Source organism: Microvirga tunisiensis, assembly GCF_009296175.1.
In the GTDB taxonomy this organism is placed as follows: domain Bacteria; phylum Pseudomonadota; class Alphaproteobacteria; order Rhizobiales; family Beijerinckiaceae; genus Microvirga; species Microvirga tunisiensis.
Genome location: NZ_VOSK01000001.1, coordinates 70,351 through 96,795 on the forward strand (window position 1 = coordinate 70,351; position 26,445 = coordinate 96,795).

At 59.0% G+C, this 26,445-nt stretch carries 24 protein-coding genes and 1 pseudogene; 11 read left to right on the forward strand and 14 right to left on the reverse strand.

Annotation, left to right across the window (positions count from 1 at the left end; genetic code table 11):
- Positions 1–11: 11 nt before the first annotated feature.
- From FS320_RS00275 to FS320_RS00300, 6 genes are all read right to left on the reverse strand, one after another.
- The gene (locus FS320_RS00275) at positions 12–398 is read right to left on the reverse strand and encodes a cupin domain-containing protein (RefSeq protein ID WP_152708610.1); all 387 of its coding nucleotides are present in this window, start codon (positions 396–398) and stop codon (positions 12–14) included.
- Positions 395–1,258 (reverse strand): carbon-nitrogen hydrolase family protein, encoded by an 864-nt coding sequence (locus FS320_RS00280; protein WP_152708611.1) that lies wholly within the window; start codon positions 1,256–1,258, stop codon positions 395–397. The genes FS320_RS00275 and FS320_RS00280 overlap by 4 nt, the downstream gene beginning before the upstream one ends.
- Positions 1,255–2,130 (reverse strand): beta-keto acid cleavage family enzyme, encoded by an 876-nt coding sequence (locus FS320_RS00285; protein WP_152708612.1) that lies wholly within the window; start codon positions 2,128–2,130, stop codon positions 1,255–1,257. Before FS320_RS00285 ends, FS320_RS00280 begins: the two co-directional genes overlap by 4 nt.
- Positions 2,131–2,166: 36 nt before the next feature.
- Positions 2,167–3,555, reverse strand: coding sequence for an MmgE/PrpD family protein (locus FS320_RS00290; protein ID WP_162002719.1), 1,389 nt, complete (start codon positions 3,553–3,555; stop codon positions 2,167–2,169).
- A 750-nt stretch (positions 3,556–4,305) separates the two neighbouring features.
- Positions 4,306–5,040 (reverse strand): carboxymuconolactone decarboxylase family protein, encoded by a 735-nt coding sequence (locus FS320_RS00295; protein WP_152708614.1) that lies wholly within the window; start codon positions 5,038–5,040, stop codon positions 4,306–4,308.
- Positions 5,041–5,064: 24 nt separating this feature from the next.
- On the reverse strand, positions 5,065–5,646 hold the full coding sequence (locus tag FS320_RS00300; RefSeq protein ID WP_152708615.1) for a VOC family protein: 582 nt from the start codon (positions 5,644–5,646) through the stop codon (positions 5,065–5,067).
- Positions 5,647–6,071: 425 nt separating this feature from the next.
- On the opposite strand from FS320_RS00300, the gene FS320_RS00305 reads away from it, so the two are divergent.
- Genes FS320_RS00305 through FS320_RS00315 form a run of 3 tightly spaced genes read left to right on the forward strand, consistent with a single transcriptional unit; the run spans position 6,072 to position 9,498 of the window.
- The gene (locus FS320_RS00305; RefSeq protein WP_152708616.1) at positions 6,072–6,845 is read left to right on the forward strand and encodes an enoyl-CoA hydratase/isomerase family protein; all 774 of its coding nucleotides are present in this window, start codon (positions 6,072–6,074) and stop codon (positions 6,843–6,845) included.
- 30 nt (positions 6,846–6,875) lie between these two features.
- Positions 6,876–8,411, forward strand: a complete 1,536-nt coding sequence (locus tag FS320_RS00310; protein ID WP_152708617.1) for an AMP-binding protein — start codon at positions 6,876–6,878, stop codon at positions 8,409–8,411.
- A 7-nt stretch (positions 8,412–8,418) separates the two neighbouring features.
- A complete protein-coding gene (locus FS320_RS00315) occupies positions 8,419–9,498 on the forward strand; it encodes a hypothetical protein (RefSeq protein WP_152708618.1) in 1,080 nt (359 codons plus the stop codon).
- A gap of 133 nt (positions 9,499–9,631) precedes the next feature.
- On the opposite strand, the pseudogene FS320_RS00320 reads toward FS320_RS00315, so the two are convergent.
- Positions 9,632–9,925, reverse strand: a pseudogene (locus FS320_RS00320) (IS6 family transposase); the annotation flags it as partial.
- Between the two features lie 316 nt (positions 9,926–10,241).
- On the opposite strand from FS320_RS00320, the gene FS320_RS00325 reads away from it, so the two are divergent.
- Entirely contained in the window at positions 10,242–10,469 is a 228-nt protein-coding gene (locus tag FS320_RS00325) for a hypothetical protein (protein ID WP_152708619.1), read from the forward strand.
- A 357-nt stretch (positions 10,470–10,826) separates the two neighbouring features.
- Here the strand turns inward: FS320_RS00325 and FS320_RS50140 are convergent, their stop codons facing one another.
- Positions 10,827–11,930, reverse strand: coding sequence for an enolase C-terminal domain-like protein (locus FS320_RS50140; protein ID WP_152708620.1), 1,104 nt, complete (start codon positions 11,928–11,930; stop codon positions 10,827–10,829).
- A 346-nt stretch (positions 11,931–12,276) separates the two neighbouring features.
- Entirely contained in the window at positions 12,277–13,341 is a 1,065-nt protein-coding gene (locus FS320_RS00335) for a TRAP transporter substrate-binding protein (RefSeq protein ID WP_152708621.1), read from the reverse strand.
- A 377-nt stretch (positions 13,342–13,718) separates the two neighbouring features.
- Here FS320_RS00335 and FS320_RS00340 point away from each other — a divergent pair, with 377 nt between their 5' ends.
- From FS320_RS00340 to FS320_RS00360, 5 genes are all read left to right on the forward strand, one after another.
- Entirely contained in the window at positions 13,719–14,738 is a 1,020-nt protein-coding gene (locus FS320_RS00340; protein WP_244626889.1) for a LacI family DNA-binding transcriptional regulator, read from the forward strand.
- 610 nt (positions 14,739–15,348) lie between these two features.
- Complete coding sequence (locus FS320_RS00345) at positions 15,349–15,906, forward strand: TRAP transporter small permease subunit (protein ID WP_152708623.1); 558 nt, start codon at positions 15,349–15,351, stop codon at positions 15,904–15,906.
- Between the two features lie 70 nt (positions 15,907–15,976).
- Positions 15,977–17,275, forward strand: coding sequence for a TRAP transporter large permease (locus FS320_RS00350; protein WP_152708624.1), 1,299 nt, complete (start codon positions 15,977–15,979; stop codon positions 17,273–17,275).
- Between the two features lie 79 nt (positions 17,276–17,354).
- The gene (locus FS320_RS00355; RefSeq protein WP_162002720.1) at positions 17,355–18,299 is read left to right on the forward strand and encodes a cyclase family protein; all 945 of its coding nucleotides are present in this window, start codon (positions 17,355–17,357) and stop codon (positions 18,297–18,299) included.
- An 883-nt stretch (positions 18,300–19,182) separates the two neighbouring features.
- Entirely contained in the window at positions 19,183–20,199 is a 1,017-nt protein-coding gene (locus FS320_RS00360; RefSeq protein ID WP_202882816.1) for an XdhC family protein, read from the forward strand.
- A 50-nt stretch (positions 20,200–20,249) separates the two neighbouring features.
- Here the strand turns inward: FS320_RS00360 and FS320_RS50585 are convergent, their stop codons facing one another.
- Positions 20,250–20,756: an adenylate/guanylate cyclase domain-containing protein gene (locus tag FS320_RS50585; RefSeq protein ID WP_152708625.1), complete on the reverse strand. Its 507-nt coding sequence runs from the start codon at positions 20,754–20,756 to the stop codon at positions 20,250–20,252.
- A gap of 45 nt (positions 20,757–20,801) precedes the next feature.
- Here FS320_RS50585 and FS320_RS00370 point away from each other — a divergent pair.
- Positions 20,802–21,985, forward strand: a protein-coding gene (locus FS320_RS00370; RefSeq protein ID WP_420846687.1) for an IS3 family transposase whose coding sequence is annotated in 2 segments (ribosomal slippage) — positions 20,802–21,099 and positions 21,099–21,985 — 1,185 coding nt in all. Because the reading frame shifts where the segments join, the coding sequence is not laid out codon by codon here.
- A gap of 103 nt (positions 21,986–22,088) precedes the next feature.
- On the opposite strand, the gene FS320_RS00375 is transcribed toward FS320_RS00370, so the two are convergent.
- From FS320_RS00375 to FS320_RS00390, 4 genes are all read right to left on the reverse strand, one after another.
- Positions 22,089–23,123, reverse strand: a complete 1,035-nt coding sequence (locus FS320_RS00375; protein WP_152708626.1) for an IS630 family transposase — start codon at positions 23,121–23,123, stop codon at positions 22,089–22,091.
- A gap of 37 nt (positions 23,124–23,160) precedes the next feature.
- Positions 23,161–23,541 (reverse strand): hypothetical protein, encoded by a 381-nt coding sequence (locus tag FS320_RS00380; protein WP_152708627.1) that lies wholly within the window; start codon positions 23,539–23,541, stop codon positions 23,161–23,163.
- A 520-nt stretch (positions 23,542–24,061) separates the two neighbouring features.
- Positions 24,062–24,706: a nucleotidyltransferase family protein gene (locus tag FS320_RS00385; RefSeq protein ID WP_152708628.1), complete on the reverse strand. Its 645-nt coding sequence runs from the start codon at positions 24,704–24,706 to the stop codon at positions 24,062–24,064.
- 31 nt (positions 24,707–24,737) lie between these two features.
- The gene (locus FS320_RS00390; RefSeq protein ID WP_152708629.1) at positions 24,738–24,983 is read right to left on the reverse strand and encodes a hypothetical protein; all 246 of its coding nucleotides are present in this window, start codon (positions 24,981–24,983) and stop codon (positions 24,738–24,740) included.
- Positions 24,984–25,071: 88 nt separating this feature from the next.
- Between FS320_RS00390 and tnpC the strand changes: the two genes are divergently transcribed.
- Positions 25,072–26,355: an IS66 family transposase gene (gene tnpC / locus FS320_RS00395; RefSeq protein WP_152708630.1), complete on the forward strand. Its 1,284-nt coding sequence runs from the start codon at positions 25,072–25,074 to the stop codon at positions 26,353–26,355.
- Positions 26,356–26,445 lie beyond the last annotated feature (90 nt).

Sequence of the window (26,445 nt, forward strand, 5' to 3'; positions counted from 1 at the left end):
AGGCCGGACGGTTATTCTTTCCCGTCCTCAGTGAAGAATTTCGCCCCTTCAAAGAAGCGGTTCGGGCGGGTGAAGATTGAGAGGAACACCGCTCCATCCGGCGAGCGTGCAATGTGCTTGTTGCCAGCTGGTCGCCAGACGTAGGTGCCAGCAGTGCATTTGCCCTCGTCGTCTTCGAGACTGCCTTCCAGCATAAATGTCTGCTCGAAGTCGGTGTGCTCGTGGGCAGGAACAACTGCGCCGGGTGCCATCCTGAACATGATTGTCGAGCGGCCCTGTTCGTCCTTGTAGAGCATCTTCATCTCGATGCCTGGGAAATCCGTCTCAACCCAGGGCATATTTGGGACGTCGACAAAGCGCGACTGCAGTTCGGGCGGATTTACAAGATTGTCACTCATGCTGCTGTCTCCTTCTTGAGTTTGGAGTTGACGACGTCCAGCCGAAAATCCGGGTTGGACGTGAGCGAGGGGATCCGGGATCTGGCCTTGGCAACCTCGGCGAGATCGACATCGGCGAGAATAACCGTATTGGCCTCAGAACCTGCGGAGCTTAGAACGCGGCCCCAAGGGTCGATGATCATGGCATGGCCATAAGTCTGCCAGTCACCGGGATGCTCACCGGTGGTTGCCGGTGCCAGAACATAAGCTCCTGTCTCGATGGCACGAGCCCGTAGCAGCACCTCCCAGTGGGCAGGTCCAGTCTGAGCAGTAAAGGCGGCTGGCACAAACAGGGCCTCGGCCCCTGCCTTGGCCAGAGCACGATAGAGATGCGGAAAACGCAGGTCATAGCAGATCGACAGACCGAAAATGCCGAGCGGCGTTTCCACGACACGGGCACTCGCGCCCGGACAGTAATGCGCGGATTCTCGCAGTTCGCGCCCATCAGGGAGGACGACATCGAACATGTGAATCTTGTCGTAGTAGGCTACGGACTGCCCATCCGGCCCGATTAGGTAACTGCGGTTGACCGGCCTGTCTTCAATCCCATCAAGCACCAGAATGCTTCCGGCCATAATCCAGATTGAATGCCGGCGGGCCGCCGCGGACAACTGTTGAAGGACAGGATGCTCTGCCTCTGGATAGGCCGACGATTTCATGATCCTCGCCGAACGTACCAGAAAGCTGGCATACTCGGGCAGACAGACAAGCTCTGCGCCTTGGGCTGTCGCCTCGGCCACGAGCCGCTCGATCGCCGCCAGGTTCCGCTCGATGTCGTCTGTCGGATTGAGCTGCAGGCAGCCAGCGCGAAAACGGCTCATTGTTGCCGCAGTCCCATAATTTCGCGCGCCTCAGCAGGCGTGGCAAGTTCGCCACCCAGCAGACGTACGATCTGACCGGCCTTTTCAACAAGCTGCGCGTTGCTCTGCGCCTCCTTGCCCTTTTCGAGGAAGAGGTTGTCTTCCATTCCCACGCGAATATGCCCGCCCGATAGATAGGTCATAGCAACTGCAGGAAACTCTTGGCGTCCCACACCGAAGGCTGCCCATAGTGCATTCGCCGGGACGGCGTTCTTGAAGTAGGTGATCATTTCGGGCGACGCCGGAGCGCCCCACGGGACACCAAGCGCAAACTGGAAAAAGTACTTTTCCGGTAGCTTGCCGTCAGCTTGCATTTTCAGAGCCAGGGCCAAATGGCCGGTGTCGAAAATCTCCAACTCGGCCAGCGCACCGGACTGCCGGACACCTTCGGCAATGATCTCGATTTGTGTAGGCGTATTGATCAAAGCGCCTCTTCCGAAGTTCAGCGAGCCCATATCAAGGCTGCAAATCTCCGGCTTCAGCTCGACGATGTGGCGAACACGTTCAGCTGGCGTTCTCACGTTTGAGCCTGCAGCGAAGCCGTTGGTCTTCTCCGTGTCGGGCACGAAGCGCGCCCCAGGGCCTGTGGTTAGGTTGATCACGACATCGGTCGATGATGAGCGGATACGATCGACCACGTCACGATAGAGGTTCAGCTCCATGCTCGGTTTGCCGGTTTCTGGATCGCGCACATGAATGTGAACGATGGCAGCGCCGGCCTTGGCCGCGTCGATCGCGGCATTGGCGATCTGTTCAGGTGTGACAGGCAACTGCGGATAGCGGGAAGCTACATCGTCGCCCCCAGTGACTGCACATGTAAGAATGGTCTTCATAGTCTTTCCCTCTTGGGATCCATTGATAGGCCCGAGTCAGGCATTGGCTGCCGAAAGCCGCACTGGCGTCAAGACGCCCACCGCAGTGGGTAAATCATGCGTTGTGGTAATCTCGACGAGTCGGCGCGTTGAGTCGAACAGAGAGCGAGCGTCTTCCAGGCTGTGAGTTCGCTCGGTGCACTCACGGAACTTCGCCCACAATTCGTCATGGGTGAGTGGATCGAAGGCATGCCCTTTGATCTGGACAACTTCGCCCGTATCCAGCACGCGCCCGTCTTTTAGAGTTACTTTGACGCGGTCGCTGGGCGAGTGAGCCGGATCACGCGTGTCATAGGCTTCAATGGCAGTAATACGGACTTTACCATAGAAATCCTGGAAGTCCTGGCGTGTCGCAACCTCGGTGGTGACCTCGTTCACCCCCATGCGCCCTAGGATCACTGCTGCGGCCATAGCGAACTGGCCACTGAACTTTGCCTCGAGACCCGAGACGGGATGCGTGTAGACCAAAACGGTGGCCTGACCTTTGCTCATCCTCATCTCAACGTCGGCGACATCTTCCGGACGGACTGGATTGTCTTTTAGTAAGCTCACTAGCGCGTCAAACGAACGGTGCATGAAGTAACATGTTGGATATCGTTTGATACACAGTCGATGGCTGAGGATTCGCCATTCCTTCCCGGCAAGCGATGGGCTGTCGAGATCGGCATTTCCATCCAGCGAAAATGCGTTCAGAAAGCCCTTTGGCGCCTCTAACGCAACGGAAGACCCCGTTGCCCCCCTTGCAGCCAGCCGTGCCGAGATCAGTCCGTCGCGGGCAGCCATTCCGGCGTGATAGGGTTTAGTCATCGTGCCGAAGTTCACCGACAGCCCACTCGCATGGCTTGCCGCGATTGCCAACGCCGACGCGGCCTGCTCTGCGGGAAGACGATGCAGCACGGCGATCGCGGCGGCTGTGGCGATCACGCCGAATACCGACGTCGGATGCCAGCCTTTCGCGTGATAGTTTCTTCCCCGCCCAACAAGTTCTGCCCAGACCTCATAGCCTGCCATATAAGCGGTGATCATGTCCCGACCGCTGGAGCCCAGCACCTCGGCCTCGGCAAGGATTGCGGGCACGAGAACTGCACTGGGATGGCCTGTTAGTGCCTGGTCGTCATAGTCTAGAGCATGCGCAGCTGCACCGCCGATTAGCGCGGCTTGCGCAGGAGCGACGCGGACATCGGACAGGCATGCTCGAACTCCGTCTCGGCCCGTGCTTGAGGCAAGCTCTTTTTGTAGTACCGAGACAATCGGCTCGTGCGCGCCGGCCATAATGACACCAATTGTATCTGTGAAGGCGTCGATGACCAGCGGAATGGCCTCATCCGGCACGTGGTTAAATCGAATGTTCTGGAGAAACTCCCCCAAGTCCAAAGTAAGCGTCATAAGTTCCACCGGATTTTGGATCGGCGTGCGATCTGAAGCTCCAAGATATCTCGCATTGCGGGAGTTTGTCAACATTATGCAGCCAACACCTGCCTCAGGACGAGCTTAAAGGACTATCAGGTGCGCATGATTTAGGATTCTATCAAGAAGTTGAAGGGATCCCCGGCGAAGGTGAACCGTAGCAGATGCCGAATTTTGGTTGAACGGTGTACGTCTACATAAACATGTCGATGTTTCATCCCCTTTGGAAACTATCGGGGAGTGCTCCGGATTGAGAACTCAGTGACCCCACCCGGACGGCGCCAAGCCGTAGCTAAGAGGCTTGATTCAATTAAGTTATTCTGACTGTACTAGATAACATTCGACAAACAATGCCAGAGGTAGTCCCTCGTTCTTAGCGGGTGTTCGCAGGACCTCCAGTAAGAGTGGTGCAACATGAAGCGAGAGTCCGCTTCTCGGCCACGTTCGAAAGTTGGGCTCGTCATTGATATCGTTCCCAAACAGCAGGGAACTTCGAGGTTCTGGAATTAGGCAGCGCAATGGAAGGCCTACCTAAGCGAAGATCGACTGCATTGCTGGCGAAGCGCTTGGGAATGTGGCGGCAACCTTGGGCATCTGCGCCTGCTCAAGAGAGTTGGTGTCGGCATTTCGCAGAGATCGCGCTAGTCGTCAGCCGGGCGCCGTTACTAGGTGTCCTTGGCTACTGCTGCGACCATGGAGCTGAAGCCAACAAAGGCAGCGTACCCGTCGCTAGAATGCGTTCTGTTGGGATGGCCTCTGCGCCAGATAGGACGTGCCGATGAAATATCCTTCAAGGCCCATCAGCGCAGCCAAGGAGAACACCTCAAGCAATTCCTCTTTCGTCGCCCCAAATCGGAGGGCGTTTTGGATGTGCATCTTCATGCCAGGCTCGTAAGTATGAGAGACCGAGCAGTCGATCGCAATATAGATGAACTCTCTCTCTTTTGGAGAGAGCGAACCACTGCGCCAAGGTTCCATGCACGTTTCGATGAAAACCTCGAAATATTGAGGAAGGAGTTTGGCGATAGTATCGCGCATCGGGCTCCAGTAGCCACGTTCCTCGATAAATTTCTGACGGATCGCCGCGCATTGTTCGGGCATCTCAGGAAGAGTTTTGGCATCTTTTTCGCCAGCGGCCTCGCACTCCTGGAGAAGCAGTGGAATTCCTGAATAGACAGGATGGTTTGCCAAGGGCATAATTGTCAAAAGCACATCAGCTATGTCGCCCTCCGTTGCGCCGGCTTGCAGCGCCAAGTCAATTTGCTTCTTGATTGCACGCTCGTTTAGGGAACTCGGCGATGCGTGCAACGCGAGCAGAACTAAATGTTTCTGACGCAAGGTCAGGTGAGGTTGGCTTAAAACACCCTTCCAGAATTGCAGAGCTGACTCCTGAATGCGCCCGAATCCGCGGCCCGCGGCCTCCTCCAACGATTTCGATTCAAAAGGCGTATTGATTGCAGACATGTACGATCCCCATTCGCCCGTGTTTCAGCTGCCATGGACATTGAGAAATTCTTGGCGACTAGCGTAGCGCAAGACCGTGTCGGCAATCTCGTCGCTTTCAACCAATTCTCTTATCTTAGCGAAATAACGTTTGCGGTCCTCGGTTAGCGGTACCAACTCCACGATCGTACCCACCGCGGCGGGCGCCTTATAATAGGCAACGTTCTTTTCACCCTGTGGGGTATAGAAGGCGCAAATCTCCTCGAACCCTTCGCGTTCGAGCCGCTGGCACTCGGAAGCGAACTCAGACGGCCAGAATGCAATGTGGTGGAGGCCCGACCTGCCTGCGTCGAGAAAGTCCTTGTAGGGTGAAGGCTCGTCATTGATCGGTGAGACAAGTTCAATTTGGGTATCGCCCAGGTACGTGAAGGCCAGCGCCATATCCATTTGCGTGTCATGGCCGTTGTAGACGAGACGGCGTGCCCCTGCGTTAGTCTGGAATAGCACAAAGCGCTTTACGCCCAGCTTTTCGACCCAGTAGTTCAGGGCCTCTTCCATGTCACGTACCACGAAGGCAAGCTGAACCCGGTTCCCTATCCCATAGCTGCCTAATTTGCCCTCAAGCACCGCCCTCTCCTTAGCTCACTCCAGCCACGGGATTATCCGCCGCACTCATGTTTAATCGCTAGCAGCAGGGGCAACCAAAATCAATATTAATCCCGTATTGTGCGAAATTACGATGCGCAGCTTTGTTCTTCACTGTCTCCTCAACGACGCTAGCTAGGGCGTATCACTCGCTGCTCTTCAACGCAACGATTTGCGGCCGAGAAAGGGGTGGCGATTCTCCAGGCACTCGCCGCTCACGTCTCACACGCAGGGCGAACATTCCTTGCAAGGATATGGGGCCTTTCGCTTTCTCTGGAAACATATCTTATACTATGCGACTATTTGTGGATAGAACCTAGATTTCGTGCCACGGTAGGAAAGCAGATCCGAATCGAGATATATGATAACGTCAAGATCGGAATTAATAAGTCCGGAGACTCCAGGTCATGGCTGAGTTTGTCTTGAGCGAGCGACGGGGCGCCGTCGGCATCATCACCCTGAACCGTCCCCAGGTTTTGAATGCCTGGAACGCCGCCATGCGGGAGGAGCTGACCGCCACCCTCGCGATCATGGAAGAGGATGCAGAGGCCCGCGCCGTCATTCTCACGGGTGCAGGCGACCGCGCCTTCGGGGCCGGTCAGGACCTCAATGAGACGAAAACCTTCGATCCGGATCGGGCAGAAGTGTGGATGGGCGAATGGGAGCAGCTCTACGACCGCATTCGTTCGCTGTCGAAGCCGATCATCGCAGCCCTGAACGGCGTCGCCGCTGGCTCCGCGTTCCAGGTGGCCCTCCTGTGCGACATCCGCGTCGGCCATCCAGGCGTGACCATGGGCCAACCGGAGATCAACTCCGGAGTTGCCAGCACCACCGGCCCCTGGATCATGCGCGAGCACGTTGGTCTCGCAAGAACCATTGATCTGACACTCACCGGGCGCATGATGGACGCGGATGAGTGCCACCGGATCGGCGTCATCAACCGCTTGGTGCCGCAGGACAAGGTGATGAGTGAATCGCTTGCGCTTGCAGAACTTCTCGCGAGCAAGCCGCCCGTCGCCATGCGCCTTGATCGCCAGCGCTTCCGTGAGATGACGGAAGAGGGGTTCCGCGACTGTCTCGCGGCCGGCATCCGCATCCAGCGCGAAGCATACGCGTCGGGAGAGCCAGCGCGCATGATGGAGGAGTTCTTGGCTCGCAAGGCCGCGGCGAAGGAGATTTGAAGTCTTGGCCAACTCATAGAGACATTTTTGATGTCACGCGACAACACCTGTCTCGGCGATTTACTGCGACTTCAGGCCGAGAAGAACCCGGAAGGCCTTTTCGCCTCCTTCAACGGCGAACCCGTGAGCTTTGCCACGCTGGATGCGCAATCATCGGCTTTAGCCGCATGGGCGCGCTCCCGTGGCTTGCGATCCGGTGATCATGTTGCGGTGATGATGCGCAACAGCATTGAGACCCTTGCGGTGGTGTTCGGCCTCGCCAAGGCGGGCTTGGTCTGGGTGCCGCTCAACGCGCAGCAGCGCGGTCAGGGCCTGCAATATATCATCAACCACTCGAAGTCTGCTTTGGTCATCGCTGATGCCGACCTCCTGCCGACGATTGGCGAATGCGGCGCGGACGATCCCCGCGAGGGGTTCCTCGTTCGGGGAGCAGCCGACGATCATCCAAGCCTGGCCGACGTCCTGAGCACAGAATCCCTCTTCACGGAACCTGCGCCCAGCATGGATGCACCCTTCGCCATCATGTACACCTCCGGCACGACCGGCCAGCCCAAAGGCGTGATCGTCTCAAACCGCATGATCCGGCTGGCGGGAGACGGGGTCAGCCTCGTCGCAGCCTCCCGCTCAGGCGACGTGATGTTCGTGTGGGAGCCGCTCTACCATATCGGCGGAGCTCAGCTTCTGAGCCTGCCGATGACCCACGGCGTGGTCCTTGCAATGGTCGATCGCTTCAGCGCAAGCCGCTTCTGGAGCCAGGTGCGCGAGTACAATGCAACGCACATCCACTACCTTGGCGGCATTCTCCAGATCCTCCTCAAACAGCCAGAATCGCCGGCGGATCGCGACCATGCTGTGAAGATCGCCTGGGGAGGTGGTTGCTCGGGCGACATCTGGGAGGCCTTCCAGAACCGCTTCGGCGTTCAGATCCGCGAATGCTACGGCATGACCGAAGCCTCTAGCATCACGACCTTTAACGACAAGGGCGTCGTGGGATCGGTAGGAAATGCCGTGCCATGGTTCACGGTGGAACTGCTCGGTGCCGACGGTCAGCTGGTACCGCAGGGAGAGCGCGGAGAGATCGTCGTGCGCACCACGGTACCGGGCGCGATCTTCCCAGGGTACTTTGATAATCCATCGGTAACCGAGAAAGCTCTTCGGAACGGCGCTCTATATACGGGCGATCTCGGCACAAACGACCGGGAGGGCAACCTGACCTTCCACGGCCGCATGACCGACAGTGTCCGCTGCCGTGGCGAGAACGTTTCCGCCTGGGAAGTCGAGCGCGTCGTCTCTGACCATCCGGCCGTCGAGGATTGTGCCATGATCGGTGTCACGGCGGAGATCGGCGAGCAGGACATCAAGCTCTTCATCAAACCAAAGATTGGCGCCAGCATACGGCCCGCGGAGGTTTCCACCTGGCTCTCCGCACGCCTCGCAAGCTACCAAAACCCTCGCTACATCGCCGTCGTCGACGAGTTCGAGCGCACGCCGAGCCAACGCATCATGAAGCATAAGCTCTCAAAGCGTCTCGATGATTGCTGGGACAGACTCGCGAAAGGTCTCTGAGATGACGATGGAACCGACCATACTGCTCACTGGGACCGGTGCATTCGCCGCTCGCATCCTGTTCGATATCGCCGCTACCGTGGGCACCCCCACCCGCGTGGTTCTCGCGGGCCGGAACCGCGAGCGCCTGCAATGGCTCAAGGTCGCAGCGGGCGCGCGAGCTGCGATCTTCAACACACCCGTGAGCATCGTCACTCGCGAGGCCGATCTTCTTGCGCTAGGCGCCGCCACGGAAGTCCTCGACGAGACAAAACCGAATGTCGTCGTGCAGGCGGCCTCTGTGCAGACATCGTCCGTGATCGCGGGATCAGGCGATGATTGGAGCAGGCTTGTCGCAGAAGGCGGGCTGAGCGCGACCGCAGTCTTCCAGGCGCTTCTCAGCTCCCGCGTGGCAGCAGCCATGACGCGCTTGGGAAGCACCGCCCCGCTGATCAATTGCAGCTTCCCGGACGTGGTGAACGGATTGATCAAGGCGCTGGGCCATCGGGTCATGTGCGGCATGGGCAATGTCGCGATCCTCTCCAATGCCTTTGCGGCCGACCGCGATCTGATGGACAGGAGCCGCATCAAGGTCCTTGCCCATTATCAGCATCTCGGAGCATGGCGCCGCCCGGCCGAAGCGCGCGCTGGATCGGCGCCGAGGGTCTGGATCGACGATGAAGAGATCGGCAATGTATTTGGCACATTTCGGGATGTGAAGCTGACGCCGGAGCCGGTCATCGACATCTCCGGAGCGAGTGGCGTGCCGATGATCCTAGCCCTCGCGCAGGGTCGCTCCTGGACTGGCCATGTACCGGGGCCTTACGGTCTGCCGGGAGGCTACCCGGTTCAGCTTGTCGACGGCGTGCTGGATCTCGACCTGCCGCCATCCGTCTCTCGGGACGAAGCCGTCGCATGGAACGCCCGCTTCGAGGAAGAGAACGGCCTCGTGGTCGGCGCGGATCGGCATGCACGCTACACGGGCGTCCTGCGCGAACGTCTGGCACAACATTCCCCCGCGCTGGCGGAAGGCTTCGATGTGGTGGATCTCGAGGGCATCTACTGTTCGATGCAGGACCTGCGCACGAGGCTACAGAAACGGGCCTGACCCCAGGCAGCATCGTCAACTTAATGGCTTGAGATAAATCCACTCCAGCTGGAGTGTCCGATCAGGGGCCAGTGGCAACGCCCGATATCTCGGCCCAGGTCATGAAGGCTCGGGCTCGAGCCGTTCGATGAACGACGGCGCGCCAGAGCCAACGCTTCCGGCCAGCGATGCCGATGACGACCTCATCAATGTGCCACTTGTCTCCTGGCGCCGGAAGACGCCTGCGGATCTGGTTCGCGAAACTCTGGCCGAATTTCATCGCCCACTGCCCGACGGTCTCATGACTGACCCCGATCCCTCTGGTTGCGAGCATTTCCTCCACCATGCGCAGGCTCAAGGGGAAGCGGAAGTACAGCCAGATGGCATAGCTGACCAACTCAGCCCGAAAGCCTTGGCGGGCGTAACGAGGATGTCGGCTCGGAATCATGCCTCATCTATGCCGTCTAGACGGTCATCCGCCCGTTCTCCGGGCGGTGCCCTACCTTCGTAGGTTGTGTCACGCTCTGATCCCGTGGGCCCGATGCCGTCCCATTCATGAACCAGAGCGATAAGTCCTATCGGGATTCAGGGGCTAATAGAATCCTGCAACGTGCTTATCTCTGTCACTGACGCACGGGTACATCGTTCCCAAGCGGCTCTCGACAACTCACTCCATTCGGCGGGTGATCTTCAGTACCGATGCAACAAAGGAGAGAAGGACCGACATGCCTCGTGTTCGACATAGAGATACGCCTGAGTACGCCATGGATGTCATCGAGGGCGCCAAACCAATCAGCTCCCAGTTGGCCGCAGCGGCGGGGCTTCTCACCATGCTCCTGGTGGGGATGTCGGCTATGGAAGGTCCATTGACGCGGCAGGATCTCGCGGTTAACGGAACGGGCGCAATGGAAAGCCCATTCGCGGATGAACCTGGATTGCTGTGCTCGATTGGCGGCAAGATCGTGAATTGGATTCGCGTCGAGGCCGCCTAGCCACTCAGCCCGCAGCAACTGCTGGAGAAAGGGAGGATACATGGCCCAAAGGTTCTGTCCACAGTGCTCCTGCGATGCAGCATCCGTCCTGAGCTTCGCCACGGATGATGGTGGCTTCGCCGCCGCTGTTCAGTGCCACGTCTGCGGCTTCGAGCAGCCCACTGACCGTGGCTTCGAGGACGAGCAGACCGCTCGCGAGGCCGCAATCCATGATTGGATAGAGGACGCGGGGGCCCTCCCCTCAACCCGTCGCACCTGATTTAGCGCTTATCTCCCGTCACCAGGATGGTGATGTGCAGCTTCCAGAGCTCGCGCTTGAGAGCCTCCAGGCGGTCAGGTGGCAGCTCTTAAAGATCTCTACCTTCTGTCAATCCGGTAATGGTGCAGTTTGTCCTCGTCGATCTCGACTCCGATGCCAGGTTTCGATGAGGGCGTCAGCCGACCGTCCTTAACCTCAAGATAATCGACGACGAGCTGGTCGGAGAGGATTGTATAAAAATCGAGCTCACCAGGCTCACCTGCAACGCGCGGAAAGGCCGATCCAAATGCGAGCCCGGCCGCGGCACCGACCATTCCATCAGCTTGAGAGCCGATGAGCGTGCGGGCGCCCAATCCTTCTGCAAGGGCGATGAGCTTCGCCGATTCCGTAAATCCGGTGCGCGTGACCTTGATGCTGAGTGCACGTGCGGAGCCAGTCCACAATTCGCGAGCTGCATCCGCCAAGGTGGGTGCGCTTTCGTCGGCCATGACGGTGATCGGAACCTGCTGCGCAAGCCGCTGCCTGCCAATTGTGTCTCCGGCCGGACTCGGTTCTTCCACAAGGTCGACGCCGTGGTCGGCTATCGCAGTGAGCGCGCGGATCGCGGTCTCCGCGCTCCAGCCATGGTTTGCGTCGACGTAGATGTAGGCATCCTCGCCCACAGCCTTGCGCACCGCAGCAACGCGAGCGACATCTTCTCGGGGATTGCCACCAACTTTGATCTTGAAGGAAGTGATGCCAGACAGGCTGGCAATTTTGGAAGCCTGTTCCCCAGCTTCGTCAGGATCGCCCATTGTCAGAATGCTGGTCACGCGCATCGCCTTGCCGTCGCCACCGAGCAACCGCCAAGATGGCTGACTGGTAACTTTGCCTCGTATGTCATGTAGTGCGATGTCGATGGCCCCATGAGCAGTGTTATTAGCAACAATCCAGGATACCCGCGCGTTGTTCTCCTCCACAGCGAAGGGATCGGCGCCCACGAGGGCAGGTTCGAACCAGAGCCGGATCGCCGCGATGATCGAGGCCTGAGATTCTCCGTAGACGAAGGAACGTACCACGGCCTCAGAAACGCCGACTGGCCCTTCGTCGGTATATATGCGCACCAGAACGTGTTCCGCACTGTCCAGCGTACCTGAGGCTGCTATCACGGGGTAATGATAGGGAATCGTGTAAGGTATGGCTTCTATTTTGGTGATCTTCACTTTGGTATGTTCCCAGTGTTAAGGCTGGGCGGCCTGAATGGTGGGCACGGTCGTGCAACTATTCATATATGCCCCCCAGCGAACAGCCCCGGCCCTGTAGCGGCGCCCGCCCGGTAACGACGAGCGGGACTATGCTCTAACGCAATGTTGGCTCACAGATCCGATGCGCCGCCTTAGGCTGCATTCGGTGGCTAGGACAGCCATTGAACCATCGCATCGTCCAATCGCATGGCAATCCCGGAGCAGAGCATTCCCTGGCAGGATGGACGAGGAACTGCTCACCCATCTAAACTGTCGCCGGGGTGACACCGCAGCTTCCGTTGCGGTGTCGTTCGTATTTTAAGAACTACTTCCAAGCCTTCAGGCCGAGCGTCGCGCCTACCGTCGAATTCCAGTCATCGATGCAGGCCTGGGTATTGCACCGTTCGGCGTAGCGCTTGAGAACGCGGTTTTCAATCACGTCCTTAATCTTTGCTGCTTCTTCCTTGGTCGGCACAACTTCGATGAGGCCAGCGGGCTTGCCGTCAGGGCACGGTCCATTGGTGAGACAGCGCTGCATGTCGGCCTCGAGTTGCGCAGTCTTTTCCTGCATCCGGTGCTCGAGATCGGCCATGCTGGTGGACAGAATTTCCTGCTGCTTCGGTGTCAGGTTGTTCCAAGTGTCCAAATTGATGACGATGAAGCTTGCCGAATAGCCGAGGTTTATCGCTATCTTGTGCGTAAGCACTTCATAGATCTTCTGAGTATAAGTGCCGAGCAACGAGGCACTTTGGCAGTCGACCGTGCCGCGCTGGAGGGCGGTGACCACTTCGCCAAAGGGAATCGTGACGGGGACCGCACCCAATCCCTCCATCAGGTCAGATACGGTCGTCGCGAAGCTGCGGATCTTCTTGCCTTTCAGACTCGCCAGAGTAACATCTTTCTGCCCGGGGAAATTGCAGAATATTTGGTTCTGAGGCCAGGCGAAGAGTGCGAGAGGCTTCGCATTGTACTTGGTCGCAAGTTCCCTTTCAATAACGGGACGGTATGCCGAGTAGACCTTCTCGAATGCCGCAAGGTTTGGCGTAATACCGCCAAGACTTCCGCCGTTCAATGCGGGGCTGTCCTGGGTCACGTAGTTCATTGTGACAGAGGCAATGTCTATCGTGCCTTTCTTCATGAGGCGCATGAGCTCGAAGCCGGTCAGCCCCAGCTGATCAAAGGGCACAGCGTTCGCCGTCATGCTGCCGTCTGATGCTTTCGGTAGTATTTCGTTGAAATATGGTTTCTGGAAATCGGTATACCAATGTGTGGAGCTCAATTCAGCCGCCACTTCGAACTTTGTGGCGTTGTTGTCGGCTGCCACGGCTGCTTGGCCGCAGAATGGCAGCAGAATGCCCGCTAAGGCACTCATAACGTACTGTCTTGTCATTTTTGATCCTCCCGTTGCCGAAACTATAGCCTGTTACAGCGCGCCGCGATCTCGTGGTGTTCGTTCTTAAATCGGCCGCATCTCTTCATCCGCTACGAGCGGCGCCTGCTTCCAAGCAGGGATCATCAAGATCCTTCCAAGTCGCGAGTCCATCCTGGCGGTGGAAACGGACTGCTTTCCTGGACAAGCGTAGACTCTTCTGATTCCGGAGCATAAGATCGTTACCGGAACCGTTCCCGCAATATGTCGGACAGTGTCCTTCGGATGTGGCGGATCGTTACTGGGAACGTTCCTATGGTGGATGAAAGCCAGGCGCGAGTCAAGGGCCGGATTGGAGAAGCGGGAATGGAGAAATGTCGACCAATGATGGCAGTTCAATGAAGCCGGGCCGAATCACCCTGCACGACGTCGCGGCGGCTGCTGGCGTTTCGAAATCCTCGGTCTCCCGCATCCTCGACGAACGGCTCCCGCGTTCGGAAAGCGAGTCCGCGAAGCGTGTGCGGCAGGTCGCCGCCGAACTCGGCTATGTGCGGGACATTTCCGCCGCCAGTCTTCGCCGGGGCAATACGTCAACAATAGGCGTCGTTGTCCCGCATTTGACCGATACGGTCATGGCGATGTTTTACGAGGCGGTTGCCCGCGCCTGCCAGAAGGCGGGCCTGTTTGCGATTGTGGTGGCCACCTCTAGAGATGAGCCGGAGGCGGATCGAGCAGCTGCGGAGACCCTGTTGGCCCGCGGCGTCGATGGGCTCATTCTGACCACAGCGCAACTGGGCGAAAAATTCACCCAGGAACTGCAGCTGCGCAACATACCGTTCGTTCTGGCGCTTCGAAGGAGCGGCAACGGACTCGCTTCGGTTGGCGACGACACGCTTGGCGGATATCTCGCCACGCGTCATCTGCTTGATCTGGGCCATCGAAAAATCGGGATCATTGCCGGCCTATCCTATTCCTCGTCCTCCAGCGACAGGCTGATAGGATATCGGAAGGCGATGGACGAGGCAGGCGCGGAGATCGCGGACGGCTGGGTCGTACCGTCGGGCTTCGACATCGAATCCGGGGCTGAGGCTGCCGCCAAGCTCATTTCGCATCCGGACCGACCAACCGCGATATTTGCTGTCAACGACAACACGGCGATCGGCGCTATGTCGTGGCTCCCTTCGGCAGGGCTGTCGGTACCCGGCGATATTTCTATCGTCGGCTACAACGACATTCCGATCGTCAGGCATTTGGCGGTCCCGCTAACGACGGTTCGAGTGCCCTTTGATCAGATCGCGACCGGGGCGATTGAACTGCTGCGCTCGACGACACTTGGGCCGAACGACAGGATAAGGATCGCAACGCCGACGCTCATTCCGCGACGCTCAACCGCACGAAACGCATCAAAGGATGTCTGAGGACAAGGCTGGAAGACGCTGCGGCGTCCGCCTTCGGATTTGATCAATCCGAGGCGAAAGCTTCAGGGCTGGATGGAATCGTCCTGCCGGAAGCATTTAATTCGAGGGCGTGGCGCCTAGCGAAAGCGACAGGGTGTGTCCGCTAGATGTGGTTCGATACGCAGGCAGCGGCGACAGCATCGTCCGACAGCCCAGCCACGGCCAGGTTTCTCTATCTGGACCTTTTTTGACGTCTCACTTGATGAGGTTCTTGACACCGCCATAGATCGTCGCCAGTATGGGAACGATCCCGATAACGATCCTGACCGGTAGCCTAGGTACTAGGCTGTTGGGTTGAGGAGGAAACGTCGACATGCCTGGGAGAGCGGAGCCACACGTCGAGCGCGAACCCGCTTGGCGCGCCGCTGTCGTTCCAACTGCCGAGTGACTGGACGAATTTAAGGAACGTGACAGCGAAATTGCTGTCGGCCATGGGCCATTCGTACACCGCAATGATTGCTTTTGCGTTCAAACGATACCGTGGGCCCCTGCCTGCCCGTAGGTGATGACGTAGAGGCAGTTTTTGCGGGAGTGCCGTCAGTCCCGCAAAACAGGAAGGGAGAACTTGACGATGGAACGGATCTACGACCATGTAGAACGGGTTTCCCAGCTTGCCTCTTGGGTAGGCGGAGCCGCAGTCTTGGCTATTGCGCTGATGGTCACATTCGACGTGCTTGCGCGAAATCTCCTCGGCGTCACAATAACCAATGCGCCGGAGGTCGCCGGGTACATCTTCGCGGCAGCCATCGCATTCTCGTTCCCGATCGTCGTCATCAGGCGCGCCAATATCCGGATCGACACATTGTACGTCCTTCTCCCGACACCGGCGGCGCGCCTTCTCGACGTGATCGGTGCGTTCGTCCTTTGCCTATCCGCCGGGGTGATCGCCTATTTCGCCGCTCAGACCTTCTGGGAGTCGTGGCAAGCCAATTCGACGTCGATTTCGTCGCTCAGCGCAAGGCTCTGGATCCCCCAACTGTTCTGGGCGGCCGGCCTGGTGCTATTCTTCGCGATGACGGTCTTCATCACTGCCTACGCTACGATCGCCTTCTTCAGGCGCCGGTGGAGCGATGTCGAACGCATTGCCGGCTTGCCTTCTCCAAAAGAATCGCTGGTTGACGAGTCCTGACCCCCTACCGCAGCGCCCCACAACATCGATATCAGGCTGCTCCACACCGCTGCATTGAAGGTGATTTCCTATGCTGGCCATTTTCCTGGTATGCTTGGTGATACTTGTTGCCCTTGCGGTGCCCGTTGCATCGATACTCCTGCTCAGCGGCATCTTCCTCGCTGACATCACGGGACGCGGGCGTTTCATCAATGCGATCGGCGACGTCTATTGGGAGAACAGCACGGGCTTCATCCTGATTTCGGTGCCCCTGTTCATTTTTCTCGGAGAGATCATGGTCCGCTCCGGGATAGCAGGGCGAATGTACAGCTCCGTGGCGCTCTGGCTAACTTGGCTGCCGGGCGGCCTGATGCATGCCAACGTCGCCGCCTCCACCCTGTTCGCAGCCACATCCGGGTCCAGCGTCGCTACCGTGGCCACGATCGGAACGGTGGCCTATCCCGAGATCAAGAAGCGCCGCTATCACGAGGGCATCTTCCTGGGCAGCCTCGCCGCCGGCGGCACGCTGGGCATTCTCATCCCGCCGTCGATCGCCATGATCATCTACGGGGTCATGACGCAGACCTCCATACCTGATCTCTACTTGGCGGGGATCGTTCCGGGTCTTATACTGGCAGTCCTCCTTTCCGGTACGATCTTCGTGATCTGCAAGATCAAGCCGAAATGGGGCGGAGAGCAAACGATCGTCAGTTGGGCAGAACGGTTTCGAGCTCTGCCGGACCTGCTGGCTCCCATCGCCGTGTTCGGTTCGGTAGTCGGATCCATCTATGCTGGCATCGCAACTCCGACTGAGGCCGCATCGCTCGGCGTCACGGTCGCACTCGTCCTTTCCGCCTTCTACAGGACGCTCAACCTGCAGATGCTACTGATCTCCTTCGAGCGAACCATGGTCACCACCGCGATGGTGCTCGGCATCGTCTTCGCTTCCATGTTCCTGAACTTCGTGCTCGGGTTCACGGGGATAAGCAATGCGGTCCTCGCCTATGTCACTGCGCTGGACCTGTCTGCCGTCTCGCTGGTGATGTGCCTGATCGTCTTCTACATCCTGCTCGGCACTTTTATGGAGGAACTTTCCATGATCCTGCTGACGCTGCCGGTGGTATTTCCGATCGTGATGGACCTGAACGTCGCCGGATTTTCAGACGTGTGGTTTGGGATCATCATCGTCCTGGTGATGGAACTGGGGCTGATCTCTCCTCCCTTCGGCATGAACCTCTTCGTCGCTCAGGCGCTGCGCACACGCGGCGGCCCGTTCAGCGACGTTACGCGGGGCGCCATCCCCTTCGCGGTGCCGATGCTTATCCTGATCTTGGCCCTCGTGGCCTTTCCCGAGATAGCGACGTTCCTTCCCAACTGGGTCAAAGGCTAGTTCCAGGCTAATGCACCAAGGTACATGTGAGCGGTTTTCGCAGTAGTTCTCTGTCATTCATGTCAAGTGGAGGAAGATCGTGACGCATGACGTAACAGTAGATGACATCAAGCGTGCCTCCCGTGAGCTGTCTAATTGGGGCCGCTGGGGCGCCGACGACCAGATTGGCACGCTCAACAATGTGACCCCGGCACACATAGTCGCCGCTGCCGGGCTGATAAGGAGCGGCAAGGTGTTCGCGCTCGGCGTGCCGCTCTCGTGGCCGCTGCAATCGACGCCGCAGAAGCGCTGGAATGTCATCCACACCTACATGGTGGATGGGGCGGACGTACATGCCGGCCTCTCGGTAGGAGGGATCCAATATACTGACGACGCCATTCACATGCCCGTCCAATGCTCGACCCACTGGGACGCGCTGTGCCACATCCTTCATGACAATGTAATGTATAATGGCGTCCCCGCGACCGCGTTCGGCTCGCGAGGCCCGGCAAAGAACGGAATCGAGAACACCGTCAACAAGATAGTCGGCAGAGGCGTCCTTCTGGACGTGGCCCGGTACAAAAACGTCGACCATCTGGAAAACGGCTACGCCATCAGCAACGACGAGCTCGATGACTGCGCGGCAGCACAGGGCGTTACAGTCGGGGACGGCGACTTCGTAATCATACGGACTGGATATCAGGAACGCTTCCTAGCGCGCGGAAACTGGGACGGCCACTCCTATTCTGAGGCGCCTGGTGTAGCCTTCGAGAACTGCTACTGGCTCAAGGAGAAGGGCGTGGCAGCGATCGCCTCCGACACCTATTGTGTTGAGGTTCGACGGTACTACAATGATGGATTGAAAGATCCCTGGCATCAGGTCGTCATCCCGAGCATGGGGATCACAATGGGCGAGATGTTCTACTTGAAGGAACTTGCCGAAGACTGCGCGCTAGACGGCGTATACGAGTTCTTCTTCTGCGCTCCGCCGTTGAATCTCACGGGAGGTACGGGATCGCCGATCAATCCGCAGGCAATCAAGTAGTGGTTGAAATGTTTCGGGGCAGAAGGATCAACAACTCTGAAATGCGAATCGGGTTTCTCATTTTCGGCGCCTTTTGCTGAAGAAGATCCGTATCGCGGTGACTGCAGGACATTCGCTTTGCAGCAGTCGGTTCAAAATCCTACTTCGCGAAGCACACACGGCCGCCGACGCCGCAGGATCTGGTCAGGCATATTTACATCAACATCCGGTTGCCTACCTCCGGCGGATTGTGGGCTTGGGAATTCGAGAAGGAAGGTCGCGAGTTGAAAGTGCGCGTGGACGGGCAACTCGTCTTCAAAGCATTTTCCGGGTCCTCAACGCCGCCATCACTGGATTTGGCAGTGCATATGATCCGAAGGAACTGGCGCAGCTTTATTTTGCGACGGGCCGTCTTGAGCGGGTCCTTGAAGACTCGTGCCAACCATAACCAGGATACCACCTGTGTTATACGAGTCGCCGCCAGTCTTCCCCTGCCTCCGCTTTGCTGGTCGACGTATTGCGCCATTGCAGGTGATGCGACGACCGACCATGTGGAAGGTCGAGCCGCTTCCGGAAAGACCCGAATGCACCCTTAAGCGTTGGCAGGGCTGAGAACATGTTCGGCAGCCGGATGGTCCGGGATTATTTCAGATTCCCAGTTATTGGTCTCGTGTTGACCCGGATAGGGAAGCGCTGCATTCATGAGCTGTGCACATAACTCCATGCAAAAATTAACCTCTAATGGCTGGCTCTGTCATGCGCTATCTTCCGATGGGGACCAACTGGCCAGGGAAATCGCACCGTAGATGACTCCTTCACTGGCTAGGGCTGGTCTAGCGCGGAGAAGCTCTGATACCGGACGCTCACGATTCGAGAAGAAGTGGTTGTAAGATTGGAGTGAATAGTGGTTCAGAGCTCTCCTGCTCTTTCACGAGGCGATCTGCGTGACCCACATAGTTGGGCGCCTGCGGCTGCCGTCACAGCGAGCCATCTCGAGGTTCTTCGCTTTGTTACGGAGGCGGCTCAGCGCGGGGAGCGCGTCGCCTTAGTCACCATCACTAGCGTTACAGGCTCCTCGTCTAGGCCACTCGGGACGTTGATGGGAGTGGCAGCGGACGGATCCTTCGCTGGCTCATTCTCCGGCGGATGCATCGAAGCAGCCGTTGTTGCTGAGGCCCAGGAAGCAATGCTAGAGGGTCGGCCCCGGCAGGTGCGCTACGGCGCAGGCTCCCCCTACATCGACATCAAGCTTCCCTGCGGCGGCGGTGTGGATCTGCTGTTCCAGCCTAATCCCAACTTAGAAGCGATCCGCTACGCAGTAGCCCTACTTGATAGGCGGGAGCCGCTCATCCTCATCCAACGTGCATCCGGGGGCTTGATCGCCCGCACCGGTTTATCGTGCCAGCGGCCAGAATGGCAGGGAGAAGCATTTGTTTCCTGGCATGCGCCGCCACTGCAGATCATCCTCCTGGGACATGGGGCGGAGAGTCTTGCACTCGTCCAACTCAGCTCGGCATACGGCGCAAAAGTTACGCTACGATCTCCTGACAAGCGAGTAGTGGCGCTTGCCAAGCAGATGGGGGCGCAGGCGTACCACATGACGACACCACATCTGCCGCACGCCTTTGTTACAGATGCTTGGAGTGCCGTCGTATTCCTATTTCACGATCATGGCTGGGAGCCTATTCTTTTGGAGCGAGCGCTCGCTCAACCCACGTTCTTTATTGGTGCCATGGGAAGCCGGCAAACACACGCCAATCGGCTGGAGAAGCTACGTGAACTCGGTGTGCGGGAGGAGGCCTTGGCACGCATTGCTGCGCCACTTGGGCTGATACAATCGGCACGAGATCCCGTTACACTCGCTCTCTCGGCGCTTGCGCAGGTAGTTGATGGCTACCGAAAGGTGACAACTTCCGGGTAGAACTCAGCTTAGGAGGCTGAGCTGCTGCGTTATGACAAACCCTTTCTGGCTTAAAGGGAAAGTGGTTCCATTTCGCAATCCAAATACACTCGGATCTCTCGGGACAACCCTCGGAGTTTCACCTCGTTACGCCGACAAAAGAGCCCTTCTGCATTTATAGTGCCTGCCATAGTCACACAGTCCTCCGATGCGATGATCGTGCACCCGAGCCCACGGGTAGTCTCCTCTAGGCGGCTTGCAACGTTCACCACGTCTCCAACCACTGTAAACTCGATCCTCTGATCTGAACCGAGACTCCCAACGAGGACATCCCCACTATGCACCCCAATGCTGACGCGAACTGGAGCTGCTTCAAGCCGCTGCCGCTCGGCATTCCACTGTTCTATTTCTTTCTTCAGATCGAACGCGCACGCGAGCGCCAGCGATGACGGATCTAGATGATCATCGGTAGCACCGAAAGTCGCCATAAAGCCATCGCCCAAGTACTTATCGAGTGTCCCGCCATGCCGAAAGACGCTCTCGCAGCTTCTTTCCTGAAAACTGATCCTCCCTCGCATTGATGGACACCTCTGATACGCTCCTGTGGAGCAGGAAGGTGTTCGGTGACGAAGATGAGACGGGAATTCACCCCGGAGTTTAAACGAGAGGCGGTCGCGCTGCTGGAGAGCAGCGGCCGGCCCCTCATGCAAATCGCGACAGAGTTGGGAATTTCACCCTCGATGCTGCGCAACTGGCGGACCGTTGGGCACGGCGGTAGCCCTCGATCGAGGGCTGGCTCAAAGGGTTCTGCGACCAGTTCGGCCCCGATGACCTCTCCGGCTGATCAGGCGGCGGAGATTGCCCGTCTGCGCCGTGAGCTCGATCGCACGCGCATGGAGCGCGATGTGTTAAAAAAAGCCATCGGCATCTTCGCGGAGATGCCCAAATGAGGTTTGGCTTCATCGAGCAGCATGCCCGTACCTGGCCGGTGCGGCTCATGTGCCGCGTGCTCCAGGTCTCGCCCAGCGGCTATTACGCCTGGCGCTCCCGGCCGGAGAGCCATAGGGCGATAGCGAACCGGCGCCTGCTGCACGAGGTGCATCGGCTCCATGGGCAGCATCAGGGCCGTTATGGCAGCCCGCGCATGCATGCCGCTTTGCGCGCCGAGGGTCATCGGGTCAGCCGTGGCCGGGTCGAGCGGTTGATGCGCCGGCATGGCATTCGCGCTCTGGCCCGACGCCGTTTCCGGCCGACCACGACCGACAGTCGTCATCAGCTGCCGATCGCGCCCAACCTGCTGCAGCAAAAGTTCACGGCATGTGTGCCGAACCGGGTCTGGCTGGCCGACATCACGTACATTCCGACCGGTGAGGGCTGGCTCTACCTGGCGGCCGTGCTGGATCTGGCGACCCGCAAGGTGGTGGGCTGGGCCATGCGCGATCACATGCGCACCGAACTGACACTCGCAGCCCTGATGATGGCGACCCAGCGGCAGCGGCCCGGTCCCGGGCTGATCCATCACACCGATCGCGGCAGCCAATATGCGGCCGAGGCCTATGCCCGGCACTTGGCCCTCCTCAAGGCCAAGCCATCGATGAGCCGGACGGGCTGCTGCTATGACAATGCCCCGATGGAGTCGTTCTTCCATTCGTTGAAGGTGGAGCTGGTTCATCAGTGCCGCTGGGCTACCCGAGAGGAGGCGCGGCGGGATCTGTTCGGCTATATCGAGGGCTACTATAATCGGCAGCGCATCCACTCGGCGCTCGGGTATCTCACACCCGTACAAGCTGAGAGGAAAGCGAGCTAACCCGGTGTCCACGCAGTCGGGGGAAGATCAAACCTCGTAGAAGAGAGAAGGTATGCTCCGGTGGGGCGGCATCTATTATTGATCCGGCTTGGGTGATCTTGAACTACGCGGCATAACGGAAAGATGGATGCCCAAAGTAGCTTCGGATCCGTTCGGGAAGCTTTGTCAGCCGGCGCATGTGGCTGATGACGGCGCGCTTGAGTTCGGGCTTGCTGCGGGCCGGTGGCTTGCGGGTCACGGCGTGTTTCAGGTCAGCATTCAGTCCCTCGTCCGGGTTCAACTCAGGGCTATAGGATGGCAGGTAGAAGACCTCGATCTGCTCCGTGCGCTCAGCCAGCCAGCCCCGTACCGCCTGGGCCCGATGGACCGGCAGGTTGTCCCAGATCAGAAACACCTTGCCCGTGGCATCCTGGATCAGCCGGCCGAGAAAGCGGATCAGGCTCGGGGCCTTGACGGCACCATTGAGCACCATCCAGCGCAGCTCGCCCTTGTTGGTCACAGCCGAGATCAAGCCCAGCCCCGCGCGCTTGTGGCAGGGGTGCACCACAGGCGTCCGGCCCCGCGGGGCGAAGCTGCGACCGCGCACATCATCGGAGCGCAAGCCGGTCTCGTCCCCCCAGAAGATCGTGCCCTTCTCCCCTCTGGCTCGTGCTGCAATGGCCGGATAGTCCTGCCGCAGCCAGCGCCGCACGGCCTTCGGTGACTGCTCATAGGCCCGTCGGAGCGGCTTCTGGGCCGTGAAGCCCCAACGCGCCAGATAGGTGCCGATGGTCCGCACCGCCAGCCGGACCCCACATTGCCGCTCGATCAGCATCCGCACCGCGGCCCGGCTCCACAGGGCGAAGGGCAGGCCCAGTTCGTCGGGCGTGTGCCGGCGGAGCAGAGCGCGGATCTGCGCTTCCTGCTCGGGCGCGAGAAACCGTCCCGTGCCGGGGGCCGGGCCTCGCGGTCCGCTGGCCAATCCGGCCAGGCCCTGCTCGGCGAAGCGGCGGCAGATATCGAACACGCCGGTCCGGGTCAGGCCCACCTGCGCGGCAATGGCATCATAAGTCAGGCCGCTCTCGCGCAGGCCGACCACCTGTCGCCGACGCTCCTCTTGCGCTGCTGCTGGCAGCTTGCGCATGTCGACATGTTTCATCCCGCCAAACTGGATCGATTGGCCCTAGATTTCAAGTTCACCCAAGCCGGATCAATAACTTGGTAAAGCCCGCAATATCCGCAAACATCTCCGCGACATTACGGTTTGTTGGCTCCCCGGAACCCGTTTCCACGCGCGCAGCCAGCGCTTCGGCGACGTCAGGTGAGACATACCGGGCAAGGTCTCTTCGACCCAGTTCTGCCTGGACCAGATTAAACATCGAAAGCCTACCGCGCCATACCGCCATCATGATGAGCACGGTGAACAGGAATGCCCCGACGAGCTGGGTCTGCCATTGGGTTAAGCCGACAAATGCCGGTTGCAGGAAGAGCCAGAGTGTTTCGTCACTCGAATCGTCATCTCTTGCTGCTAAGTCGAGGAACCGCAACGTATCGTCGCGTGAATAGATTAGATCCACTCCAGCCGACCGAATGATCAGTATTCCCAGCCCGGTCCAAATGACGCGCCTTGGCTAATAGGTAAGCGCCGCTTCTCCGAGCAAAAGCAGAAGATAGAGGAACTCTTGCCCGCGGAGGCGGGTCTGAACAGGCCAATCAGCTCTGGGAGCTGCAGGCGGCGGAAGCAAAATGGCCGTTGTGATTAAAGCAACGTCCAACAGGACAAACCCGAGCTTGATCACCTCTGCATAACGATCGTGCCGGAGGCGATACCGTATATCTCCGAGCAAGAAGAAGACGCCTGCGAAAGCGCCGTAGTACAGATCTCTGGGCCGAGGAACCAGGAATACGAACCAGACCAAGACTATGGTGATCGCAATGCTCCGTGCGCGGAATCCGAAGGCAAGCCCCTTGAGTTCTGCCTGCCGCACACTGCTACTGAGACGGCCTCCAAGCTGAACTGTCCGTACTCCTCGGCGCATAGTTCGGAACCAGGTCGCAAGATCCTGAAGCGCTCGATCTAACATATCAGAGCGCTCCTTACGGACTGATCCGGAATGAGCTGTAGGAAATTCTTGTCAGTTCCTCCGACGTATCGACATCCACAAGGATGGCTGGATCGTTGACCGGACACTCAATTACGTCAGTTCGTTCACGAAGGATCGGCCCGGCCCCTGCATCCCCTGAAAGCTGCATAATAAGGCTTCCAAGGACTCGCGAGAGAACAACCGGGTTGCCGCGTCTACCGTTTATGGTGGGCACCAACGCCACTGGCCTGCCCATGCGATCCCACATCTGCACGAGGCCGTCGATGAGCTCCGACGTGACAAGGGGCATATCCCCAAGGATGACAACTGCTGCCTTGCTCTCTGGCGGCAGAGCGGCAAAGCCCGCTTTCAGGGATGTTGAAAGTCCTTCGCCGAAGGCGGCGTTCTGCACGATCTGAACACGGATATCGTTCAATTCTGCCTGTACCTCGCGATGCCGACACCCTGTCACTACGATCACCGGATTAGCCATGGACCGAACTGCAGCCTCGGCGACATGCCGGATGAGCACCTTCCCATCCAACGAAGCCAAGAGTTTCGGCTCTGGGCCAAAGCGGGTGCCGCGACCGGCAGCGAGTACAATGGCGGCGACATGTTTAACACTGCAGCTTCGCACGGAGATATCGCTTGCCGTCATGTATCGCCTAGTCTCAGTGACGGGAGGAGGTTCAGCTGGTTGGCTTCTCGCCAAACATACACATCAGCCAAGAGATGCCTTGTGCCGGGCCTCCGTCTTCTGAGGATTGGCTTATGTATGTACCTTGGTGCAACATAGGTGCTTCGACTGCCGACATAGCAATCATAAGCATACTGAGAAGTCCTGCACCAAGAACAAGCTGCGATCTGACGGGCTTGGCAAAACTAATGACATCGTCAGCATAGGCAGGAATATCTCTGTACTTAGCACGATGCATGTTGGTGCTCCTTTCATACGTTCATGGCTGGGTTCTGGTAATTACCCAGGCCCTTGCGCGAACAGGGATTCGCTGATTCCCTGTCGTCATGGACCGCAGCGACCTTGAGCGTCTGAGCAAGGAAGAGCTAATCGAGCTGGTGCTGCGGCTGCAGCGGCCAGAGAAGACGTCTCGCACCTCGTCCAAGCCGCCCTCGACCGATCGCAAGGAGCAGCGGGAGAAGTCCAAGCCCGGCGGAGCCAAACCCGGTCATGAGGGTCATAGCCGGACCATCAGCGACACGCCCGATGAGGTGGTCGATCACCGTCCCGGTTGGTGCTCCTGCTGTGGAGCCGCTCTGATGATGGATCTGCCAAGCGAGACGGTCAGCCTTCACAAGCATATCGACCTCCCGGAGGTGAAGCCCCTCATCACCCATCATCGACGGCTTTCGGTGTGCTGTTCGACCTGCGGGACGCGGGTTGTCGCTCCCGTGCCTGAAGCAGCACGAGGCACGCCGTTCGGGCCGCGCCTGCACGCAGTGGCGACCTACCTCAAAACCTTTCAGGCGCTCTCCTACGAGCGGCTGCAAGGCGCCTTGTCGGATCTGTTCGGGCTCACGCTCAGCCAGGGTGGGCTGATGAACCTGCTGCGGCGGGCGCAGGGATGCTTTGCCGAGGGGCAGGTCAGCGCCGTCTCGTCTCTTCGCCGGGCCGAGGTGATCGCATCAGATGAGACGGGCGTGCGCATCGAGGGCAGCAACGCCTACCACTGGGTCTTCCACAGTTCGCAAGCTGTCGTGCATCACGCTTCCCCGACACGAGCTGCCTCCGTGATCCGGGAGATGATGGATGGCCATCGCCCGGCCGTGTGGCTCTCCGACCGCTACACCGCCCAGCAGGGGCATGGGGCCGCGCACCAGACCTGCCTGGCGCATCTGGCGCGGGATGTTGCCTATGCGGTGGAGGTCAGCACAGATCCGGTGCCCTGGCGCCTGCAGCTCTGGCTGCAGGCGGTCTTCACCCTCTCGGAACGGATCACCTATCTGGCCGCCTCCACCCTCTCAGCCAAGCGCCGGACGCTGGAGCGGCAACTGGCTGACATCCTCGCTGCTGCGAGTTCCTGTGACCTGACCCGAGCGCTTCAGGCCAAGATCAGCCGGGCTCGAGATCAGCTTCTGACCTTCCTTGATCATCCTGGGCTGGTCGAGGCCACCAACAATGCCTGCGAACGAGCCCTCCGGCCGGCCGTGGTTCAGCGCAAGGTCACCAACGGCTACCGCGCCATGTGGGCCGCTCAAGGAGAGGCCGCGATCCGCACCGTCGTCGATACCGCCCGCCAAGCAACCGGCGCCACCGTCTTCGGCACCATCCTCGCAACCGTCAGGGCCTGAAGTCCACCTCGCTCAAGGCGTGGGTAATTACGGGTTCTGGATCACTTACTTCAGGCGCTGCGACCGCCCGCTTCAACGGCCGGAGTCGCT

Bases quoted from the DNA above. Each gene is read 5' to 3' on its own strand.
- FS320_RS00335 (WP_152708621.1), bottom strand. From the start codon at position 13,341: ATGACAAGACAGTACGTTATGAGTGCCTTAGCGGGCATTCTGCTGCCA.
- FS320_RS00295 (WP_152708614.1), bottom strand. From the start codon at position 5,040: ATGTCTGCAATCAATACGCCTTTTGAATCGAAATCGTTGGAGGAGGCC.
- FS320_RS00325 (WP_152708619.1), top strand. From the start codon at position 10,242: ATGGATGTCATCGAGGGCGCCAAACCAATCAGCTCCCAGTTGGCCGCA.
- tnpC (WP_152708630.1), top strand. From the start codon at position 25,072: ATGGACCGCAGCGACCTTGAGCGTCTGAGCAAGGAAGAGCTAATCGAG.
- FS320_RS00275 (WP_152708610.1), bottom strand. From the start codon at position 398: ATGAGTGACAATCTTGTAAATCCGCCCGAACTGCAGTCGCGCTTTGTC.
- FS320_RS00350 (WP_152708624.1), top strand. From the start codon at position 15,977: ATGCTGGCCATTTTCCTGGTATGCTTGGTGATACTTGTTGCCCTTGCG.
- FS320_RS00375 (WP_152708626.1), bottom strand. From the start codon at position 23,123: ATGAAACATGTCGACATGCGCAAGCTGCCAGCAGCAGCGCAAGAGGAG.
- FS320_RS00385 (WP_152708628.1), bottom strand. From the start codon at position 24,706: ATGACGGCAAGCGATATCTCCGTGCGAAGCTGCAGTGTTAAACATGTC.
- FS320_RS00340 (WP_244626889.1), top strand. From the start codon at position 13,719: ATGAAGCCGGGCCGAATCACCCTGCACGACGTCGCGGCGGCTGCTGGC.
- FS320_RS00290 (WP_162002719.1), bottom strand. From the start codon at position 3,555: ATGACGCTTACTTTGGACTTGGGGGAGTTTCTCCAGAACATTCGATTT.
- FS320_RS00280 (WP_152708611.1), bottom strand. From the start codon at position 1,258: ATGAGCCGTTTTCGCGCTGGCTGCCTGCAGCTCAATCCGACAGACGAC.
- FS320_RS00285 (WP_152708612.1), bottom strand. From the start codon at position 2,130: ATGAAGACCATTCTTACATGTGCAGTCACTGGGGGCGACGATGTAGCT.
- FS320_RS00305 (WP_152708616.1), top strand. From the start codon at position 6,072: ATGGCTGAGTTTGTCTTGAGCGAGCGACGGGGCGCCGTCGGCATCATC.
- FS320_RS00315 (WP_152708618.1), top strand. From the start codon at position 8,419: ATGGAACCGACCATACTGCTCACTGGGACCGGTGCATTCGCCGCTCGC.
- FS320_RS50585 (WP_152708625.1), bottom strand. From the start codon at position 20,756: ATGCGAGGGAGGATCAGTTTTCAGGAAAGAAGCTGCGAGAGCGTCTTT.
- FS320_RS00310 (WP_152708617.1), top strand. From the start codon at position 6,876: ATGTCACGCGACAACACCTGTCTCGGCGATTTACTGCGACTTCAGGCC.
- FS320_RS00345 (WP_152708623.1), top strand. From the start codon at position 15,349: ATGGAACGGATCTACGACCATGTAGAACGGGTTTCCCAGCTTGCCTCT.
- FS320_RS00390 (WP_152708629.1), bottom strand. From the start codon at position 24,983: ATGCATCGTGCTAAGTACAGAGATATTCCTGCCTATGCTGACGATGTC.